Annotated in this window: 14 protein-coding genes; 9 read left to right on the plus strand and 5 right to left on the minus strand. The window is 45.9% G+C overall.

What is annotated here, in order from left to right; translation table 11 throughout:
- On the minus strand, positions 1 to 552 hold a 552-nt coding region (locus tag ACTF5U_RS00775; RefSeq protein ID WP_438969718.1), incomplete at its 3' end, for a dicarboxylate/amino acid:cation symporter.
- A gap of 273 nt (positions 553 to 825) precedes the next feature.
- Between ACTF5U_RS00775 and ACTF5U_RS00780 the strand changes: the two genes are divergently transcribed.
- The 5 genes from ACTF5U_RS00780 (at position 826) to ACTF5U_RS00800 (ending at position 6,427) form a co-directional block, all read left to right on the plus strand.
- Positions 826 to 1,698, plus strand: coding sequence for a diguanylate cyclase (locus ACTF5U_RS00780; RefSeq protein WP_438969719.1), 873 nt, complete (start codon positions 826 to 828; stop codon positions 1,696 to 1,698).
- 50 nt (positions 1,699 to 1,748) lie between these two features.
- The gene (locus tag ACTF5U_RS00785) at positions 1,749 to 2,138 is read left to right on the plus strand and encodes a hypothetical protein (protein WP_438969720.1); all 390 of its coding nucleotides are present in this window, start codon (positions 1,749 to 1,751) and stop codon (positions 2,136 to 2,138) included.
- A gap of 13 nt (positions 2,139 to 2,151) precedes the next feature.
- A complete protein-coding gene (locus ACTF5U_RS00790; RefSeq protein ID WP_438969721.1) occupies positions 2,152 to 2,790 on the plus strand; it encodes a LysE family translocator in 639 nt (212 codons plus the stop codon).
- 366 nt (positions 2,791 to 3,156) lie between these two features.
- Positions 3,157 to 5,961, plus strand: a complete 2,805-nt coding sequence (gene fdhF, locus ACTF5U_RS00795) for a formate dehydrogenase subunit alpha (protein WP_438969722.1) — start codon at positions 3,157 to 3,159, stop codon at positions 5,959 to 5,961.
- Positions 5,962 to 6,043: 82 nt separating this feature from the next.
- Entirely contained in the window at positions 6,044 to 6,427 is a 384-nt protein-coding gene (locus ACTF5U_RS00800; protein ID WP_438969723.1) for a DUF302 domain-containing protein, read from the plus strand.
- Positions 6,428 to 6,518: 91 nt separating this feature from the next.
- Here ACTF5U_RS00800 and ACTF5U_RS00805 read toward each other — a convergent pair whose 3' ends face one another.
- Positions 6,519 to 7,409, minus strand: coding sequence for a LysR family transcriptional regulator (locus tag ACTF5U_RS00805; RefSeq protein WP_438969724.1), 891 nt, complete (start codon positions 7,407 to 7,409; stop codon positions 6,519 to 6,521).
- Between the two features lie 91 nt (positions 7,410 to 7,500).
- On the opposite strand from ACTF5U_RS00805, the gene ACTF5U_RS00810 reads away from it, so the two are divergent.
- The 3 genes from ACTF5U_RS00810 to ACTF5U_RS00820 all read left to right on the plus strand — a co-directional run bounded on the left by ACTF5U_RS00810 (position 7,501) and on the right by ACTF5U_RS00820 (position 12,332).
- On the plus strand, positions 7,501 to 9,075 hold the full coding sequence (locus ACTF5U_RS00810) for an NADH-quinone oxidoreductase subunit L (RefSeq protein ID WP_438969725.1): 1,575 nt from the start codon (positions 7,501 to 7,503) through the stop codon (positions 9,073 to 9,075).
- Positions 9,072 to 11,462 (plus strand): YbcC family protein, encoded by a 2,391-nt coding sequence (locus ACTF5U_RS00815; protein ID WP_438969726.1) that lies wholly within the window; start codon positions 9,072 to 9,074, stop codon positions 11,460 to 11,462. Before ACTF5U_RS00810 ends, ACTF5U_RS00815 begins: the two co-directional genes overlap by 4 nt.
- A gap of 255 nt (positions 11,463 to 11,717) precedes the next feature.
- Entirely contained in the window at positions 11,718 to 12,332 is a 615-nt protein-coding gene (locus tag ACTF5U_RS00820) for an alternative oxidase (RefSeq protein ID WP_438969727.1), read from the plus strand.
- Positions 12,333 to 12,368: 36 nt separating this feature from the next.
- On the opposite strand, the gene ACTF5U_RS00825 is transcribed toward ACTF5U_RS00820, so the two are convergent.
- Entirely contained in the window at positions 12,369 to 14,828 is a 2,460-nt protein-coding gene (locus ACTF5U_RS00825; RefSeq protein ID WP_438969728.1) for an ABC transporter permease, read from the minus strand.
- A 2-nt stretch (positions 14,829 to 14,830) separates the two neighbouring features.
- On the minus strand, positions 14,831 to 15,508 hold the full coding sequence (locus tag ACTF5U_RS00830) for an ABC transporter ATP-binding protein (protein ID WP_438969729.1): 678 nt from the start codon (positions 15,506 to 15,508) through the stop codon (positions 14,831 to 14,833).
- Positions 15,509 to 15,564: 56 nt separating this feature from the next.
- Between ACTF5U_RS00830 and ACTF5U_RS00835 the strand changes: the two genes are divergently transcribed.
- Positions 15,565 to 16,164, plus strand: coding sequence for an arylesterase (locus tag ACTF5U_RS00835; RefSeq protein ID WP_438969730.1), 600 nt, complete (start codon positions 15,565 to 15,567; stop codon positions 16,162 to 16,164).
- Between the two features lie 116 nt (positions 16,165 to 16,280).
- On the opposite strand, the gene ACTF5U_RS00840 is transcribed toward ACTF5U_RS00835, so the two are convergent.
- On the minus strand, positions 16,281 to 17,082 hold an 802-nt coding region (locus ACTF5U_RS00840; RefSeq protein ID WP_438969731.1), incomplete at its 5' end, for a hypothetical protein.

A 17,082-nucleotide genomic window follows, 5' to 3' on the forward strand; every position in this document is an offset into this window, starting at 1 on the left:
CTGAACCATAGCATCCAAGGGGTTGCCAGGTAACAGGACCAATAACGTATCGGGCAAGCTATTTACTGTAGGTAAACTCATTTCGGCGTTGACTGGTTGTTCGGACTGTTCCGGTAAGGTAACGCCATGGAGTAGATTACCGGGTTTCAATAAATTACCAATCCATAGCCCAATGGTTGCAGCTAAAGCGGTGGTGGCGATAAAAAACAAAACTACACGTACCCCCACTTTTCTTAATTGTTCCATGTCCTCTGTTGCTGCCAACCCTCTCACGATGGAGGCAATAACAAGCGGGATAACGATCATCTGGATTGTCGCGATAAAGAGGCGACCGGGAAAGGCTAACCAGTTACCGATGGTTGCCCCGGTGCTTTGGGAAACCAGTCCCACCGAGGGGCCTAATAAGGTGCCTACGATCAGGCCCAGAAAAAGTCCGATCAGGACTTTCAGCCATAACCGTCCTTTAACTAGGGACAGTAAATAGCTACTTAAAGCACGGTTACTGGATGCTGTGAAATGGCTGCTCTGTTTGGAAGGGTCAAGCTGCTCCATTTCATGCGCCTCTTAGGTTATATAAAGATATAGTTTATGCTAATGGTCTATGTGATTTGAATCCAGTAACAGTAAGTCTTGACTGCTTCTCATTCCAACATATGGAATGTTCAATCTATTACAAATGCATTCAAACTCGCTATAAGCTATGTTGTTATGACATGTTAAAGCAATGAATAAAATTAATAGAAGCAAATCAATGTCTTCATATCGGCGCCCCAGTAGTGGCAACTGGCTGACTTGTAGCGTTAAACTTCAAATGAGTTTATAAAGATGGGTTCCATTACGAATAAGCAATTGCAGGATGTTATTGCACAGCTTGATCAGGCTATTTCAAGTCATGATCAATGGTACAAAAATCTTCAGCGAGTCTTGATTACTCATGCACCGCCGGAAGAATCCGATTTGAAGCCCGATGCACATCGACTTTGTCGGTTCGGGGAATGGTATGGCAGCACGCAGGTGGACTTCATGCAAGAAAACCCGCTGTTTGTCTCGCTCGGTGAACTACATGAAAAGATGCACACCAGTGCACGATACTTAATTCAACGGGTTTTGGATGGCTTACCTATTTCGGTGAGTGACTGGGACCATTTCGACAATACTCTAGACAGAATGCGATTAAAAATTCAGGCATTAAGAGATGAGTACGCTGACATAGAACAAAATCGTGACCCACTAACAGAAGCGCAAACCCGATCTAATTTACTTTCTGACCTCCGTGAACAACGTGCTCTAGTAGAGCGGGGTAAGCAGGTTTGTATTTTGGCAATGCTCGATCTCGACCATTTCAAACGTATCAATGACGAGTTTGGCCATGTAGCCGGTGATGACGTGCTTGTTGCAACTGTGCGATGTGTGAAATCTCAGCTCAGGTCATACGATCGAATTTATAGATATGGCGGTGAGGAGTTTATGATTTGTATGCCCAGCACAACCATAGACGAAGCCCGAGAGGTAATGGAGAGAATACGCGAGGCTATTGCTGAACAGCATTTTGAATTTACCGAATCACAGGTAACAGCCTCCTTTGGCGTGACAGTTTTGCGGGCATCGCAAACGGTTGAAGAATCTATAAAGATTGCAGATGAAGCCCTATACGTAGCAAAGGCTGCAGGCCGAAACCGTGTCGTATTTGATATTTAACGAATGATGCACTGAGATTTAAGACAAGAGAAAAAATCGTGACGTTTGGCATGACGCTAAAAGTATTCTTGGTATGGCTTGTCATTCTGTTTATGGCGATGGTAAATGGTGCGCTACGCGAAGCTTTCTTTATTCCTGTCATTGGCGTTTTTTCAGCTTATCTTCTAAGTGGCTTTTTGCTGATCATATGTATTTTGCTTGTAGCGTACTTTACGTTGCCCTGGATTGGGCGAAAATCAGTGGCGAGTTATGTCTCAATGGGCCTTGGCTGGCTTTTTATGACCTTAGTGTTTGAGTTCTCTTTGGGATTGGGTCAGGGGCTGTCCTGGTCGCAGTTAGTTGAAGCATATCTTTTTCGGGACGGCAACATATGGTCTCTTGTTTTACTCGCCACCGCTTTAGCTCCCTATATGTCCGCCAAAATACGGGGATGGGTGTGAAGGTTCAATGGAAATGAGCATCATTGAGATAATGACTCTTTTCGGAATCATGGCATCTCTTGCCGCGCTTCCCAGCACCAGCGTTGCTCTAGTTATAACGCGATCAGTCACATTGGGTATTGGCGATGGTGTTGCTGCAGCCGTCGGTATTTGTCTCGCTGATTTGTTTTTTATTCTTTTGGTGATGTTTGGCTTATCCCTGGTGGCAGAAACCATGGGTAACTTTTTCCTTGTCATAAAGTACATGGGGGCAAGCTACCTGGTCTGGCTTGGATTCAGCTTTTTAGTAACTAAGCCTCAAATAAGCGTAATGGTTAATGCTACAAATGGAAAAAGTAGCCTCATAAGCAGCTTCTTGGGCGGTTTAGTGCTGACATTGGGCGACGTAAAGGCCATTTTCTTTTATCTGAGTCTATTTCCCCTATTTATTGATTTGGCATCACTTCAGATAACGGATGTATTCCTCGTCATGTGGATAACAATTATCAGTGTTGGCGGAGTCAAAATCATTTATGTTTTGATGGCGCGGAAAATCCTAGTCCTGGTTCAAGGACATAGCTTTGAAACAGTGGCTAAAAAGACCATCGGTGTCTTCTGGGTGGCTGTGGGGGGCTACATACTTACAAAAGGTTTAATAACTTTTTTTAGCTGAGGTAGTAATGTCGTAGGGTCTTGTCTGGGCTTTGTGTCCATGTAAAGCGTTTTTAGTTTGATCCCATTATCAGCACGGTAAGTCGTTATTCGATAGTGAATCGTTCTCCTATTCATCTGAAAACACCATAAATCTCACTGATATCTATTAAGTACTGTCAGAGGGGTTTCGCTTATTATAAAAAGACCCTAAGATGAATGTGTGTAATAGATTTTAAGGTGTATCAATCATCAACATAAATAACAAGATCATCGCATAAGCAGGCACCTCGGCCCTGAAAGATTTCCCTATGGTGTTGATGGTTAGGCGAAGACTCTTTTCCACACTTAACAAGCAGACATAATTGTCAAAAACACGGTGAATCATATGGCCACGAGTGAAAAATCGACGCAAAAGGTTCTGCTGACTGTTGATAAGAAAACGGTCAACGCCACAGAAGGCGAGTTGTTAATTGAGGTGCTTTACCGGCAAGGGATCAAAATACCATCATTATGTTACAGTCCCGGCCTTAGCTGTACTGGGTCCTGTCGGGCCTGTCTGGTTCAATTGAATGACAGTGCTGTTTCTTTACCTGCCTGTGAAATCACTGTGGCGCAAAACATGCAGGTTACAGTGCAGTCAGCCACCCTGGAACGGGACCACCGAGCAATTTTGTCGATGCTGCTTGAGAATTATGTGGATAGTGACTTTGATGCCAATGCCATTGACCACACAGAATTTGATTACTGGTTAAGGCGTTATGATTTAGTTCCCCATACAGCCCAGAGCCAAAAACCTTTGTTTAAGGTTGATAGTGATCCCCACCCAGCTATTCGTGTCGATCTCAACAAGTGCATACTTTGTACTCGGTGCATCCGTGCCTGTAATGAAGTTCAGGGTCGTTTCGTCTGGGGGCTGGCGGAGCGCTCTGATAAAACACAAATCACAGCGGGTTTGGATCAAACGATGCTGGAAGCCGGGTGCGAGTCTTGTGGTGCCTGCGTCGCTTACTGTCCAACCGGCGCTTTATCCGATCGTGACAAGTCGTCTGATGGTGTGATTGACGAAAAAGTGATGACCACCTGTGCCTACTGTGGTGTTGGTTGTAATCTGGATTTAAATATCAGCAACGGCCGTTTGCAATATGTGACGTCTAATCCTCATGCCCCTGTTAATGGGATGCATCTTTGCGTTAAAGGTCGTTACGGGAATGATTATGTGCATCATCCCGATAGATTGACACAGCCCTTGGTGAGGGAGTGGCTATTGAACGATACTGTCCGGTCAGCTGGCGATAATCGGGGTAAATGGGTGCCGGTTGAATGGGATCAGGCGTTGGATATTGTGGCAAAAAAATTCAGCAAGATAATTGATGAGTCGGGCCCGGATGCATTAGCCATTTTTTCTTCTGCCAAGTGCACCAATGAAGAAAATTATCTGATGCAAAAATTCGCTCGTCAGGTTATAGGCACGCATAACGTGGATCATTGTGCCCGTTTGTGTCACTCATCAACAGTCGCTGGTCTGGCTGCATCATTCGGTTCGGGGGCGATGTCCAACACGATGGCAGATATCGCTGGGCAAGCTGAAGCATTGTTTGTGATTGGTTCTAACACGACGGAACAACACCCTGTGTTTGGTTCGATGTTGCGTCAGGCTGTCCATCAGCGGGATGCGAAATTGATTGTGGCGGATCCGCGTAAAATTGACCTCACTGAATTCGCCACACTTCATCTACGCCACCGGCCGGGCACTGATATTGCGTTGATTAATGGTCTCATGCAGTTGATTATTGAAAACGGCTGGCAGGATGATGACTTCATCAATAACCGCACAGAAGACTTTGAGACATTACGTGAATCTCTAACAAAATATACGACTGAATATGTCAGTGCGATCACTGGCGTGAGTCCTGATGATCTGATTGAGGCGGCAACAATTTTAGGTAAAGCTAAGCCTATGGCGGTGATCTGGGCGATGGGCATTACTCAGCACATTGTTGGTGTCCAGAATGTCTTTAGTCTCGCCAACCTGCAAATGTTAACAGGCAATATGGGGCTGCCTGGTGGGGGCGTAAATCCGCTGAGAGGACAGAATAATGTCCAGGGCGCCTGCGATCTGGGCTGTTTACCCAATGTCTTCCCCGGTTATCAAGCTGTTTCAAGCGACACGTCGTTGACTAAGTTTTCGGATGCCTGGGCTTTGACCAATCGCTCTCAGTTATTTTCGGAGAGTCCTGGACTGACCATTACAGAGATGATCGACGGCGGATTAACAGGGGATATTCGAGGATTCTATATCCTGGCAGAAAATACTGTGATGACTGATCCGGATGTTAATCACGTTCGTGAGGCCATGGCGAATAGTGAATTTACAGTGTTGCAGGAGATCTTTCCCTCTGAAACAGCAGAGTATGCTGACGTATTGTTGCCGGGGGTAACCTTTGCGGAAAAAGCCGGTACGTTTACAAATACAGAACGTCGTATTCAACTTATCCATGATGCTGTGGAGTCGCCGGGGGAGGCCAGGGAAGACTGGCAGATAACAGCGCAGCTCGCCAAACGTATCCTGGATTATCGTCAACAAGCGCCCGCAGGAGAGCTTGCCGGTTGGGATTATGCATCAGTTTCTGAAGTGATGGATGAGATTGCTCAATTAACGCCTTCCTACGCCGGGGTGTCACATGAGCGGCTGCATAAGGGTGAACAGTTGCACTGGCCTGTCATAGACAAACAGCATCCTGGCACCCCCATTCTTCATGTGGACAAATTTACCCGTGGCAAAGGTATCTTTCATCCTGCTGAACATTTGCCAGCAAAAGAGTTACCGGATGAGGAGTATCCTCTCTGTCTGACTACGGGAAGGGTTTTGTACCATTGGCATGGTGCAGAAATGACGCGGCGTTCAGAGCCCCTTAAGGCTCTGTATCCTTCAACGCTGGTGGAAATTTCCATAGAGGATGCTGGCAGATTGGGCATTCATCAGCAGCAAACTATTCGCATTGTATCCAGAAGAGGGGAAATGATTGCGGAGGCAGAAATAAGTGAACGCGTACCTCCTGGTTTGATCTTTGGCAACTTCCATTTTCCGGATGAGGCGAACGTCAACAATTTAACTATAGCTGCATTGGATCCCATAGCTAAGATCCCTGAGTACAAGGTGTGTGCCGTAAGAGTTGAAGCTATGGATTAAGAGGCCACCCCCTGTTCAGTGATTATTATTTGAGCTCAAGTAAAATGTGATATTGCTCATTCAATATCGTGCGAGGTAAACAATGTACTACATCGTGGAATCTGAAAAGTCTTTCGAGCAAGCATCACAGGATCTTGATGCCGCTGTAAAACGGAATGGATTTGGGGTTTTACACGTTCACGATCTGGGAGAAACACTTCGAAGCAAAGGAATAGACTTTGTGGAACAGTGCCGTATTTTCGAAGTATGTAATCCCAGCCAGGCTGCAAAAGTTTTATCAGTCGATATGCGTCTGAATATGGCTTTGCCTTGCCGAATATCCGTGTTTACTGAGAACGGTGCCACGATGATAGGTGCGATTAAACCGGCCCAAATGTTATCGGCTCTGTCCCAAGATGGAGTGCTGACAGAAGTTGCGGCTGAAGTTGAAGGAAGAGCCATTAAAATGATTGACGAAGCAAAATAACAATCGGGGCTAAAAAATAACCGCAATCACTGATGACAATTACGTTTGGGTTTAAACAAGGCTGAAAAAAAACACCGTAAATGAATGTCTTCTAGTGAGTTTCGTCCATATTTTTCTTGAGTAAATGGTTAACAATCTCAGGCATAAAATTTCGCTTGATAGTGATGGCGTAGAAATTTTCATAGATGTTAGGAAGTTGTTGAAACTCGCTTAACAAGCCATTGTTTATCTCGTCTTTCACAACGACCGGGGGGAGTGCCGTGACAGCCCCTGTATCCCTGACAAGTAGGCGCAGCATCGCCATATCATCTGCTTCTGCGATAATTCGAGGTTTGTAGTTAAGCCTTGCACAATAAGCATCAAATGCGGATCGTATTTCAGTTCGCTTGCTGGGCAAGACCCAGTCAAATAGTTGATATCCCTTTGGGAATGCTTCTGTCGGTTTTCGTTCAGCCGGGCCGATAATCGATACTGATTGCCGTGACACGAGTTGGGTCTGCCAGATAGCATCGTCATTCTGTTCACTGATCGAACGGTTGGTTAGCACCAGGTCAAAATCATGATTGCTTAGACCATTCAACAGGTTTGTCATGCCCTGCGTTGAAAGTGTGAATGTGACACCGGGTTGTGACAGAAGTGGTGTGATAAAACTCTCAGTGAAATTTCTTGAGAGTGTTGTTAAAACGCCAATTGAAACGTGCCTTTGAGACTTTGTTTCACCTTTCTTAATAAATGCTTCTAATTCTTCACCAGTGGAAAATATTTCTTCGGCATAATTCAGTATTTTTTTACCTATATCAGTCAGTACCAGTTGCCTGCCTGTTCGCTCAAACAACGTGACGTTCAGGTTATGCTCAAGTTGTTTGATTTGCTGTGACAGCGCAGACTGTGAAACATGGCATTCCTCTGCCGTTCTGGTAATGCTGCCAGATAGACCCACCCGCCAGAAATAGAAAAGATGATGGTAATTTATTTTTGCCATTATTAAGTAAAACTTATCAATTAGTTAATAAATATCTATTTTAATAATGCTACCTGAATTGACATAATCTCGCCAGCAAAGGAGATACGCATTGAATCAACTAATAACAGCGGTTTTACCCATTCTAATCCCTATCATTTTTTTTCTCGGTGGTTTGGTGGCTGGAAATGCTCGTCTCAGCGAGTATAAACGTCTGCTGGTCCTAAGAACGGTCTCATTCACCATTCTGATATCGGCCGTTCTGATGGCAGTCAGTGTGGCTTTTTCCAGTGAGCCAGCCAAACAAGGATTAGTGGTTATCAATGGTATAACGTTGATCGTACTGCTCCTGGTCAGTTTCATGGGTATTATCCTTATCCGATTTTCTGAGCGATATCTCAGCGCCGAAGCGAATGCAAATCAATACTGGCGTTGGTTGTTATTCAGTCTGACCTCCGTGTCAGTCGTCATTTTGAGTAATCATCTGTTGTTGTTCTGGCTTGGCTGGGTGGCAATCAGTATGTGTTTCCATCGTCTTTTGTTGTTTTATCCTGACAGGCCGCGTGCTGTGCTGGCGGCACATAAAAAATTTATTCTTGGCCGGATTGCAGAGCTGTGTCTCTTGACGGCCATACTCTTGCTTTACTGGCAGCATGGGACGTTTCATTTAAGCGTACTCAATGAGTATTTTCTGAACCTGACAGGGGGTAGTGAACTCAGCCTTGCTGAAAAATTTGCGGCTTTCTTTATTGCTCAGACTGCTCTCATCAAGTGTGCACAATTGCCCCTTCATGGTTGGTTGATACAGGTGGTTGAAGCGCCGACTCCCATTAGTGCTCTTTTACATGCTGGCATCATCAATTTAGGTGGCTTTCTGTTAATTGCCTTTGCACCATTGATTTCTTATGCCCCCGTCGCCCAGTGGACCATCCTCATTGTCGCCGGTCTCAGCACATGCATTAGTGCTTTAGTGATGATGACACGGATCACTGTTAAGGTGCGTTTGGCCTGGTCTACCTGTGCGCAGATGGGCTTGATGCTGATCGAATGTGCGTTGGGTCTCTATGAAGTAGCCTTACTGCATTTATTTACGCACTCACTCTACAAAGCCTATATGTTTCTCAGTGCGGGGGAGATGGTGCAGGATTACAGTCTGAAACAACTGGCACCTCAGGAAAAAGTGAACCTAGTGATAGCCATCGCATGTCTTTCTGTGTCATTCAGCGCCACAGCGATGATTGCCCTGTTTAGCAATTATCAGGGCCCTATCAGTCTCTGGCTGCTGGTCACAACTGCACTGGCACTCTATTTGGTATCCGCGGTCAGGGGAGGGACTCTCGGGGACTGGCTGTCGTCATGCTTTACCGTTGCTTTGCTGGTTGGCTTCTATTTGGCAGGTAAAGCGCTGTTTTCGCAAGTGCTGCCAGCGTTGCCGATGACGGGGAAATTTGATCCTATGGATATATGGCTCGGCGTGCTGTTTGTAGCTTTGTTTGCTTTGACTGTGCAAATCCGTGTTTCTCCCCATGCCAAGCAAACACAAACTTTGTATCGCTGGTTATTTTCCGGCTTGTATCTGGATGAAATCATGACGCGCGTGACTCTCAGAGTTTGGCCAATCCAGCTCAGGGCCAAGGATGATGACACTATGCTCCAGGCAAGATCCGTCAAGGAGTCACTGTTATGACTAATGCTAATCCAGACACACATACTACGTTGAGTTCGGCTCAGACTGCGGCGATCCAACAAGCCTGTTCGCTGATTGCACCGAATTGGCCACTTGATCGTTTCATTGCAGTGAATGCGCTATGGGAACATCGCCAAAAGCCGATTCAGTTGGTGTCAGCCCAAATGGCAGCACTGGGCGGGGCCAGCACTACCATGTCAGCAAGCTATTTCCTGAACGCGTATCAGCAAGGAAAAATAAGTGAGGCATCATTAATCAAAGCAGCGCAGGCCTACAAATCAAACACTGAGATAGATGAATTGATAACGGCCTTAAAGCAACCCAGTCCCGGTGTCTGGCTCAGTATTGCTGAATCAGCGGATCTCAACCGTGATCATCATAAAATGCGTTGGGAAGATGAGATCGTCCATCAGATAAGCCAGTTCTGTGGTGAATTTGTCAATCAGGATTCAGCTCATGATAAGACGCTTTACTCTTCATGGCTCGACTTTACAGAACATGACTACGGCATGTCACTGTTGATGGGAGAGAAAAATCTCAGACACGCCTTCTGGCAACTGCCTGATAATCCCGAGGCTGTCTTTTTGGAGGCGGTCGAAGTATTGGATCTGGATCCCTATGAATTAGAAATTTATGCCCATACTTTACTATTGAGTATCATCGGCTGGGCCAGCTATTTTGCCTGGCAACGCTGGGAAAGCCGCCTGGAGAATCAAGATACGCAATGGATGGAGTCCCTGTTAGCTATCAGGATGGCCTGGGATCTGGTTATCTGGCGTCAACTTAAGCGTAAAGACAGTCAGGAAGAGTTCCAAGCACTTAAAACGCACTGGGATCAGCAAAAGTTGGCTATCAATGATCTGATTGATGATCATATCCAGCAGCATCGTTATTTCTGGATTTGGATGCACGCCGCAGAACTGGACTTTCAGAACCAGTTACATGAGAAATTAAAAGCGCCACCCGCTGCATTAAACTCACTACCCAAAATGCAGGCAGCGTTTTGTATTGATGTGCGTTCAGAGCGTTACAGACGTGCTTTGGAGGCCCAAAGTCCGGATATTCAGACGATAGGCTTTGCCGGCTTTTATGGACTGCCGATTAGTTATCAACCCGCCAACACCGGGGTTAATAGGCCTCAGTTGCCTGGATTGGTGGCCCCCACTATCACTGTGCGTGAATCCGGTTCAAACAAGAGTCAGTTGAAAAAAATTCAGAATGTGAGTCACTGGAAGAACTGGTCTAATTCATCGGTGTCGGCGTTTACGATGGTGGAAACGGTGGGTTGGGCTTATGCCTTCAAATTGCTCAAGGATAATTTCTTAAAGAAGAAAAAAGAAAATGTCATTGATACATTCAGTCATCATCACGACTGGCACCTTGAACGTGATGGGGTACCACTCAGTCTTGATGAAAAAGCCACGCTCGCTTCAGGTGTGCTGAAAGGAATCGGCCTGACTGACAACTTTGCCCCTGTCGTGCTGTTACTGGGGCACGGTAGTGAGACACGCAACAACCTGCATGCATCGGGGTTGGACTGTGGTGCCTGTGGCGGTCAGACCGGTGAGGTCAATGTGCGTGTGCTGGCATCACTACTCAATGATCCGACACTGAGACAAACACTTGCCGAGTCGGGCATCATCATCCCGGAGCAAACCCGATTTATCGGCGGCTTGCATAATACAACGACCGATCAAGTTACCTGCTTTGAACCATTAGGTGATGATACGCTTGAAGCGGCGTTAAAACAGGCCTCAAATCAGACCCGCCATGAACGGGCATTGGGGATCGATTCAGCACTGGCATCACTTGATGATAAGTCGCTGGAACGCGCTTTATCAATCAGGGCTAAAGACTGGTCAGAAGTTCGTCCGGAGTGGGGGCTTGCTAATAATGCTGCCTTTATTGTGGCGCCTCGGCAGTGGACAAGAACCGTTGATCTTAATGGTAGGGCTTTCCTGCATGACTATGACTGGCGAGTCGATACGGAATTTGTCTTGCTGGAGCAAATTATGACAGCGCCAATGATTGTGACTCATTGGATCAACATGCAGTACAACCTGTCGACGGCCGATAACAAATTTTTTGGCAGTGGTAACAAGCTGCTTCACAATGCGGTAGGGCAGCACATCGGTGTTTTCGAGGGGAATGGCGGTGACTTGCGGATTGGCTTGCCATACCAATCAGTCCATGATGGCGAGAATTGGCGTCACGAACCTTTAAGGCTGAGCGTCTACATCGCAGCGCCCAAAGAAGCCATAGAAAGGGTCATTGAAAATCATAAGACAGTCCGAGATTTGCTGCACAATAACTGGCTGTTCCTGTTTAGCTGGAGTGATAACAAGACCATAGAACTTTATCAGTCGGAGGGTTGGGAAAAAGTCTGATAAATCCATGAGTCTGGGGAACAGCTTGGAGCGAAAAGCGTTGTTGTTTTGTAAATTTGATTGTTTGTGCGTGATTCACTAATTCACAAAAATTTCAAATGAAAGTGTAGATATTATTGTAAATCATCTAAAACCGGTTCAGTTTTAATCGAGAGAGCGGTTGAGTTCCAGCGAACTCTCACCTGAATGATAGTCAGATGAGAAAAGGGGGCGGTTTTTGTTCCTATGCAAGCTACTTTAGCAGGAGTCTGAATAATGTCAGATGCATCAACAAACCAAAAACATCATGACCCAAAAAACATGTCGGACCGGGTTGCTTATGCGCTGACCAAGCTATTAAGATTCTTTGCTGATACGTTCTTTGCCAAACGCTATGGTCACCGGGCCGTAGTGTTGGAAACGGTTGCTGCCGTGCCGGGGATGGTCGCTGGTGCGTTGCAACATCTTCGGTCTTTGCGTCGTATGGAAAGTGATAATGGCTGGATAAGAACGCTCCTTGAAGAGGCTGAAAATGAACGCATGCATTTATTGACCTTCATTCAAATTTCCAAGCCCTCATGGCTTGAGCGTCTGTTGATTCTGATCGCCCAGGGCACCTTCTATAATTTATTTTTTTTGTTATACCTCTTATCTCCGAAGACGGCGCATCGCTTAGTGGGCTACTTCGAAGAGGAAGCTGTTTACAGCTATACTGAGTACTTGGCTGAAGTCGACAGTGGCGCTACAGAGAATGTCCCGGCACCCCAGATCGCAATTGATTACTGGAACCTCCCCGCAGAAGCCCGCCTTCGCGATGTCATCCTCGCTGTTCGTGAGGATGAGGCCCATCATCGTGATGTCAATCATCACTATTCTGATGAGCTGACGTAACCGAGATTATCATTTTATAAGCCACATGGCTGTAGGTTAAAATTCTCGCAGTAAATGCATGGGCGGCACGTTTAGCACGGACTTGCTGGCAAATAAGCCAATGGCAGAAATTATGCTGACACCAATGATGGGGCCCAATCCCCATAACAGTGGATGCCAACTGGCCTGAGATTGAAATACAAAAACCTGTAAACCATAGAGACAAGCTTCAGCACCAGCTGCTGCAAGTACGCCTGAAAACAGGCCTAGCGCTCCAAATTCAACAAAAAGCGCTTGTTGAACCAACGCTTTTCTCGCACCTAGAACACGTAATAAAGCGCCTTCTTCCAAACGTTCTTCTAATGTTGAACGCACACTGGCAAGTAAAACCAGAGCGCCGGCACTCAAGATACAGAGCAGTACCAGCTGAATAGCCTGAGATAACTGCTCTATGATGGTTTGAACCTGTGTTAATAGATCACCGATATTGAGTATGGACACGGTTGGGAATGCTGACATCGCTTGATAAAATGGCTGAGCGTTGGTATTGCTCACAAATACGCTACTCACAAAGTTGGCCGGATAGTCCTCAAGTGCTTGTTTCGGCAGAATCAGATAAAAGTTAGGCTGCATCGATCCCCAATCAACGGTGCGGATTGAGGTAATCGGTAACGTTATCTTATTACCGCCAATGTTGATGGTTAACGTGTCGCCTATGCTGAGGTTCGCCTCACGTGCGGCTTCTTGTTCGACAGAAAGTCCACCGGCAGTGAAGTCACCGCGTATTAGCTTGCTCCCTTTACCGACGGTGTCGGACCAAGTGAGGTTGAGTTCACGTTCATATAATTCCGGTTCACCTCTCTCTTCCGGGTACAATGTCCGGACAGGGGTGTCATTAGCAGATATGACGCGACCTCTTACCATTGGGTACCACTCCGATCGTTTTACTCCGAGATTTTCAATTGCGGTGTTAATAGGAGCAATCTGATCTGACTGCACATTGAATAAATAATGATTCGGTGCATCGGCTGGCAATTCCTGCTGCCAATCATCAATCAGGCTGGACTTCACGCCAACTAGAATTAATCCCAGCATGATGATGAGTGTAAATACCAGTAATTGAAACAGGTTGGGTACCAGCCTTCGATACAGCGACGCAAAACCAATCTGCCAGCCACTGGTCGCCCCTGACGTTAACGAACGCCCAAGCCTGAAAATGATAATGCCGATTACAGCGACCAAAAGCCCTATCACTCCTATCGCCAGCGTCATAATGCTGGGCAGTAAAAAACCTTGTGTATATAGGCACATAAGCCCATACATGCCAACAAAGCCGATGCTATAAATGAATAAGGTATTTTGCTCCGGCTTTAGGTTCGGCTGTAACACCGCCATCGGCGAGATTTTGATAAGACGTTGTATCAATGGCAAACAAAAGGCCACCATTGATATAAAGCCTGTTGCGACGCCGAGCCACAAGCGACTGACAGAAGGTTCTGGTAATGCCGTCGACATGAGCTCGGATAATACTGACGAAATAAGTGCCTGAATTCCCCAACCGACTGCGAGACCGATGCCAACGGACACCACAAACAGTGCTGTAAATTGAATGAAGAACACCCTGGTCAGCACATTCGGCGTAGCGCCTAAGGTTTTTAATACTGCGACCTGCATCAAGTGACGTTTTACAAACCGTGTTGAGGCAAGCGCCATTGCGATACCAGACAAGATGACGGCAAGCGTACCCGCTAATAATAGAAAGGACTTGGCTTTGCCAATGGTGTCGCCAATGCGTTCGCCTTTTTGTATCGGTGTGCGCCAGCGTTGGCCCTCATCGAGTTGCGGTGTCACCCAGGCTTCATATTCATCAAGCCGATCGCTATTACCTGCTAACAAAAAGCTGTGACGAACCCGGCTTCCGGGGATGATGACATTGGTTGCAGCAAGGTCCGTCATATTCATTATCGCTCGTGGTGCAATAGCAAACGCTGAACTGCTTGAGCCTGGATCGCGCACCAGATATTGGGCAACGGTTAATGTTGACTCGCCGACTTCGACCGCATCACCAATGCTTACTTCTAACAGGCTTGCGAGTCTGGATGACAACCAGATTTGGCCTTGTTGTGGCGATTTTGTGGATGACCGACCCATGCCAAATAATGCATCGTCTATCAGGTATGCGCCCCTTAGAGGGTAACTGTCTGTTACAGCACTCACCTGACTGAGTCGGAGTGTTTTACCGGCAAAGATCATAGTACGGAATGAGGTGCGCTCAGCCTGAGTCAGAGACAGTTCCCGCGCTTTGTCTTGCCAGGTTTTAGGAATCTCATCATCAGAGCGAATCAGGCGATCAGCCGCTAACAGGTTGGCAGACTCCTGTTCGAAAGAAAGCTGCAATCTGTCGATAAATAAGCCAATAGAGGTGACGGTACTGACCGAAATAATCAGCGCGATGACAAGCGTGAGAATATCGCCGCTCCGAATATCTCTCAACAATAACCGCAAAGCAAAATTCATGGTTATTGTTCCACCAGTTGGCCGGCAGACATGGTTAACTGGCGATCACACTTTTTTGCCAGCTCATTATCATGCGTCACCATCACCAATGTTGTTCCCTGAGACTGATTTAACTCAAATAACTGGTCAATAATAATTTTTCCGTTTCCCTCATCGAGATTGCCTGTTGGCTCATCGGCAAAGAGAATTTTGGGACTGGAAGCAAACGCCCTGGCGATTGCTACCCGTTGTTGTTCGCCACCAGAAAGTTGATTGGGATAATGCGTTAAACGGTGAGATAAGCCGACTTTATCTAATAATGTTTCTGCTGTTTTGCGGGCATTTTTGTCGCCTTTTAATTCTGAAGGCAGCATGACATTTTCAACAGCTTGCAGGCTGGGTAAAAGATGAAATGACTGAAAAATAAAACCAACATATTGACCTCGCATCAGGGCGCGGTCTTCCTCATCCATATCAGAGAAAACGTGATCGTACAGGGTGATCTCACCTGAGGTATTCAGATCCAATCCTGCGAGCAAGCCGAGTAGGGTCGATTTTCCTGAGCCGGAAGCGCCGACAATTGCAACCGATTCACCTTCCTTGATGTCCATATTGATGTTTTGCAATATGGTTAAATCACCGGTGTTGGCAGTAACGGTATGGGTTAAATTAGTTACTTTAATCGCAGTCTTTACTGCCATATTGATTCACTCTAAATAAGGTTTATATGTTTTTAAAAAGACACATTTGGCTTTTTTTGGCCGTAAGTCTGTTCCTGACCAACGTAGTGTCAGCCTCATCATCTACATTACTGGTTATGGGAGACAGCCTCAGCGCTGCCTATAACTTACGACCAGAAGCAGGCTGGGTTAGTTTACTCGACGAGCAACTTTCACAATCTCATCCTGATATTCAGGTAGTCAATGCCAGTGTCAGCGGTGAAACAACGCAAGGTGGTCTGTCACGTTTTAAACAACTGCTCACAGAGTTTAAACCACGCTGGGTGATTATCGAGCTTGGCGCGAATGATGCCTTGCGAGGCTATCCACTTGATCAAACCACTAAAAACCTTGAGATGATGATTGAACAGGCTCATCAATCCGATGCAAAGGTGCTGTTGATTGGAAATCAACTGCCCCAAAATTACGGTAAACGTTATGCGGACATGTTTTTCGGGCTTTATGAAACGTTAGCAAACCAATACACACTTCATTATGTGCCCTTCATGCTGGAGGGCGTCGCACTCAATGAGAGTCTGATGCAGGGCGATGGCTTACACCCAAACAAAGCCGGTCAACCAATGATACTGAAAAATATTTTACCCCATCTCAAGCTATTACTGGACTCAGACAATTAAATGAATGGGCTGGGCAATTGTATGAAAAAAAGCCTCAACACAATTAATTGTGTTGAGGCTTAACGTGGATTACTGGCTGAGATGAATACAAATATTAACTTATTTGGCGTACTAAGCTATTGCGTTGCTTTCAATCTCAGTGGTGCTTCAGGTTCTTGTTCGATAGGTTTTATAGTTAACGGTTTAGGTGCAGGAATTGGCGCTACTTTATCCAATGTTTTGGGTGTTGGAGTCGCTCTGAGCGGTTTAACGCCTCGGGCATCGTTGTTATCACCATTTTGATAACCACCTACGCCGTTCCCGTTCTGTGGAATGACAGTATTCATCTGCGGAACACAACGGTGTTTGATGGTAGCAGTATCAAGATCTTTCCATTGGCCCATTTGACCTAATGGTGATTTGTAACGTGCTTGAAGTACCATATTGTGGTTATGTGTTTTGTTGTTATGAATTGCCATCCACGAATATTTATCCTGAGATAATAGTTCTTTCAATGGAAATTCAAAATCGAAGAAACTATTCATACCAGCCAACTCTGGATTTTTTTGTATGCCAAGCTCTTCATGGTAAACACCATAATCAGCATATTGGTTGCTGTATGCTTTGATACGAAAATCCATGATACCTGACGCGTTTCCACTCATTTGATAGTTCACGCGAATAACGGGATTTTGCTCTGGTATGCACTGACCATAAGCGTGCGGGATATTGGCCATAAATTCACCATTATGCAGTTTGAAGGGCTGATCACCTGCATCGATTTGGTTTGGCATATTATTTTGCAGTTGTGCATTAAGAACAGGCGATTGCTTTAATGCGGGATCACCTTTGTATTTAATTTGAATAGTATGATTTTTTGTCTCATAGCCGGAGGATACTTTGTTCGGATTATTTTCTTTTGAACATGCCGCACCCAGT

This window comes from Methylophaga sp., assembly GCF_965655755.1.
GTDB lineage: Bacteria > Pseudomonadota > Gammaproteobacteria > Nitrosococcales > Methylophagaceae > Methylophaga.

What these genes read in the sequence shown, in the direction of transcription:
- ACTF5U_RS00780 (WP_438969719.1), top strand. Translation starts at nt 826, where the DNA reads ATGGGTTCCATTACGAATAAGCAATTGCAGGATGTTATTGCACAGCTT.
- ACTF5U_RS00785 (WP_438969720.1), top strand. Translation starts at nt 1,749, where the DNA reads ATGACGCTAAAAGTATTCTTGGTATGGCTTGTCATTCTGTTTATGGCG.
- ACTF5U_RS00790 (WP_438969721.1), top strand. Translation starts at nt 2,152, where the DNA reads ATGAGCATCATTGAGATAATGACTCTTTTCGGAATCATGGCATCTCTT.
- fdhF (WP_438969722.1), top strand. Translation starts at nt 3,157, where the DNA reads ATGGCCACGAGTGAAAAATCGACGCAAAAGGTTCTGCTGACTGTTGAT.
- ACTF5U_RS00800 (WP_438969723.1), top strand. Translation starts at nt 6,044, where the DNA reads ATGTACTACATCGTGGAATCTGAAAAGTCTTTCGAGCAAGCATCACAG.
- ACTF5U_RS00805 (WP_438969724.1), bottom strand. Translation starts at nt 7,409, where the DNA reads ATGGCAAAAATAAATTACCATCATCTTTTCTATTTCTGGCGGGTGGGT.
- ACTF5U_RS00815 (WP_438969726.1), top strand. Translation starts at nt 9,072, where the DNA reads ATGACTAATGCTAATCCAGACACACATACTACGTTGAGTTCGGCTCAG.
- ACTF5U_RS00820 (WP_438969727.1), top strand. Translation starts at nt 11,718, where the DNA reads ATGTCAGATGCATCAACAAACCAAAAACATCATGACCCAAAAAACATG.
- ACTF5U_RS00825 (WP_438969728.1), bottom strand. Translation starts at nt 14,828, where the DNA reads ATGAATTTTGCTTTGCGGTTATTGTTGAGAGATATTCGGAGCGGCGAT.
- ACTF5U_RS00830 (WP_438969729.1), bottom strand. Translation starts at nt 15,508, where the DNA reads ATGGCAGTAAAGACTGCGATTAAAGTAACTAATTTAACCCATACCGTT.